The organism is Aporhodopirellula aestuarii (genome assembly GCF_023701485.1).
In the GTDB taxonomy this organism is placed as follows: domain Bacteria; phylum Planctomycetota; class Planctomycetia; order Pirellulales; family Pirellulaceae; genus Rhodopirellula; species Rhodopirellula aestuarii.
In genome coordinates this window covers 1-2,750 of sequence record NZ_JAMQBK010000163.1, presented here as the reverse complement: position 1 = coordinate 2,750, position 2,750 = coordinate 1, and the positions used below count along the sequence as shown (strand labels likewise).

Sequence of the window (2,750 nt, the reverse complement as noted above, 5' to 3'; positions counted from 1 at the left end):
TTCCTGCATACCTGCTTAGTATTTGGATTCGGTTGCTTCGCCAGGGCAGGGGACACGATCGTTGGCGGGAGACATTCAGACTTTCCGAACGGAAAACCAACTTCGGAATTCAAGCTGCGGGTCTTGATGACTACGTGCACGTTGACAGCCTCCGAACCTGGAAGGCCATTGCCACGTCGCCCCACGAAGTCACAAGCAAAACAAAAGTCCCGTAGACTAGACTCTCAATCCGCCCCGCCTTCTCTCCCCATCTCCTCGTCTAACAATGCCCCGCCAAACCACCCTCAACCGTTCCGCCCTGACTCTGCTGCTCACCTTCGCGACCACCGCGTGCATCTTTGCAGCCGACCTGGAATCGAATGATCAGCAAACTCAGAAGGCGAGCGTCCCAACCGTTCAACAAAAGAACTCTGACTCCACTCTCCGCCGCGTTCTCTTGATCGGCGATTCGATTTCGATCGCGTACACGCCCTTGGTTCAAACAGCGTTAACGGGTATCGCCGAGGTGGAACGTGTCCGAGGTAATTGTCAGTTTTCCGCACACGGAGCTGAACACGCCGGTCAATGGATCGCCGATAAGCAATGGGACGTCATCCATTTCAACTTCGGATTGTGGGATTTATATGGCTGGAAACAAGACGGCCTCATCTCCGTCCAAGACTACGGAGCCAATTTGGAGAAGATCGTTACGACCCTCCAACCAGCCTGCGAGGTTCTCATTTTTGCGACCACAACGCCACCTTGCGCCGAACCCGAACACAAAATCAAAGTCCTTGTGCCACCGGATAAGGCCGCCGCTTTCGAAGCCGAAGCACGACGTGTGATGAAAAAACATGGCGTCCTGGTGAACGATCTTGATGGCATCCTTGTCGGGCGAATGGACGAGCTCGGCAAAGCACCCGATGACGTTCATTACACGCCCGAAGGCAATCGAGTGATCGCAGACAAAGTCGCCTCATTTATCGACATGTCGCTTGGGCTATTGCCTGAGAACCGTTGAAGCGATGAAACGAGAAGGACGGAATTTACGATCCACTCACGATTTCGCGGCGTTTTGCTGTTTGTTGCTGTGCATCTCGCGCTGCTGTATTTTGAAGCGGTATTCTGTCGATGATTGGCAATCCCGCTTTTGCCGTGAAAACTCATGCGGCCACACCCCCACTAGGCATCCTATTATGAGAAACCTCCTCCGCGTTGGCCTCTTACTCGCCCTCGCTGCCCCCATCGGCTGCTTCCCATCGACTTCGACCAATGACAAATCGGCTTCGTCGACACCGAGTGCCGATGAAGCAACCCCGCGTGAAACGATTGGCAAGACAACTCAAAACGTGCTCGATCTTGAGCAAGCCTTGCGTGACGGGGCAGAATTAGCCAGCACGAAGGTGGAATCCAAGAACCCGCTGATGATCAGTGCCGATGCCTACCGAACGTCGGTTGGCAAAATTGGAGGGATGGGGGTCGAACAGGCAATTCAACTACGCAACGCCCAAAGCATCCAGGATCCCAAACCGCTGACGTACGACGTTTTTATGGCCGAGATCATCAAGAAGGGGCAACCCGACGGCATCCGTTTACCGATGTTGCCCTACTATCAAGAATACACTTGGGATAAAAAAAACCAAAAGTTAGTCGTGGTCGATTTTCCTGCGAGAATTGAAGAGCGTGAGAAGCAGCGCTAACACGCAAGTTCCTCAAAACGCTCTCCTCCCGAAATCAGACGCCATTTCTTACCCGGGTGTTCAGGGAATACTGAACCCGGCGGTCGCCGTCAGGCCCCTCATCGCTTCGCCCCCCTCCAATCGCTCAATGCCGTTGTGTCATTGAGCGATTGGATGTCTTATCCTCTGCGACGAATCTTTCTTCGTTCGTGTCGTGTCCACTCATCGGATGCGATTCATTGCCGGCAACGAATTCGCCCCCTTGGATCGTGCCCGGCATCAACAAGCAGACTTGATCAACAACTCGGCTCTTTATCGGTAACTGGTGCTATGGACGAAACAAACAAGCTCGAACCCAACACGTTCTACGTGGAAGTTTCCGGAGCAGGGCTTCCCGAAGTGGACGGTTTGTTCATTCCATCCACCGCACCGCCCGCCGAGTCGGAATCGGGAACGTTGTCGAGCGTCGGTTATTGGAATGGCAAGAGAGCCTGGGATCGTGCCGATGGCAAAGCCGCGCGAAGCCCGGCCTTGTCCTACTCCAACAGTTACCGTTCTTGGCGAATCTCGCGTCTCGATGGGCATCTTGCCTATGACATCACCTGCGAAGATGAGTTGCCCCCCACCGACCGCGAATGGCACGTTTACAAGAAGGGCGTCGCACCGGCGCCGAAAGTCGTGGTTCATTACTACGACCCACGCAAACCGTGTCCTCGACCCAACGTCGTATTTGTGCTCGGAGGCCCCGGCGCGGGCAAAGGAACGATGTGTGAATTGGCCGAGCATCAGCTCGGATGGACTCACCTATCGATGGGCGAACTCCTTCGCGCCGAACGAGAGCGAGGAGGCGCCACCGCCGACACAATCAAGACGATCGTCGCGGCAGGGCAGTTAGTTCCAAATGAGATCACGGTGACGCTCCTTAAGAACACGATGGAAACCATCATCCGAACGACCGGCAAGCAGAACTTTCTCCTCGACGGTTTCCCGCGTTCGCTTTCGAACCTGGAGGGATGGTACGAAATCTTTGGTCGAGACATCGATCTTCCCAAGATGCTGTACTTCGAGTGCCCCTATCCTGTCCTCGAGAAA

At 54.6% G+C, this 2,750-nt stretch carries 3 protein-coding genes; all 3 read left to right on the top strand.

The window, feature by feature from the left end:
* Positions 1 to 265 precede the first annotated feature (265 nt).
* Complete coding sequence (locus tag NB063_RS32115; protein ID WP_250933939.1) at positions 266 to 1,000, top strand: SGNH/GDSL hydrolase family protein; 735 nt, start codon at positions 266 to 268, stop codon at positions 998 to 1,000.
* Between the two features lie 175 nt (positions 1,001 to 1,175).
* Positions 1,176 to 1,679 (top strand): hypothetical protein, encoded by a 504-nt coding sequence (locus NB063_RS32110; protein WP_250933937.1) that lies wholly within the window; start codon positions 1,176 to 1,178, stop codon positions 1,677 to 1,679.
* Between the two features lie 309 nt (positions 1,680 to 1,988).
* A partial coding sequence (locus NB063_RS32105; RefSeq protein WP_250933934.1) for a nucleoside monophosphate kinase occupies positions 1,989 to 2,750 on the top strand: 762 nt, incomplete at its 3' end.

Coding starts and splice junctions, on each gene's coding strand:
- NB063_RS32115 (WP_250933939.1), top strand. CDS start 266: ATGCCCCGCCAAACCACCCTCAACCGTTCCGCCCTGACTCTGCTGCTC.
- NB063_RS32110 (WP_250933937.1), top strand. CDS start 1,176: ATGAGAAACCTCCTCCGCGTTGGCCTCTTACTCGCCCTCGCTGCCCCC.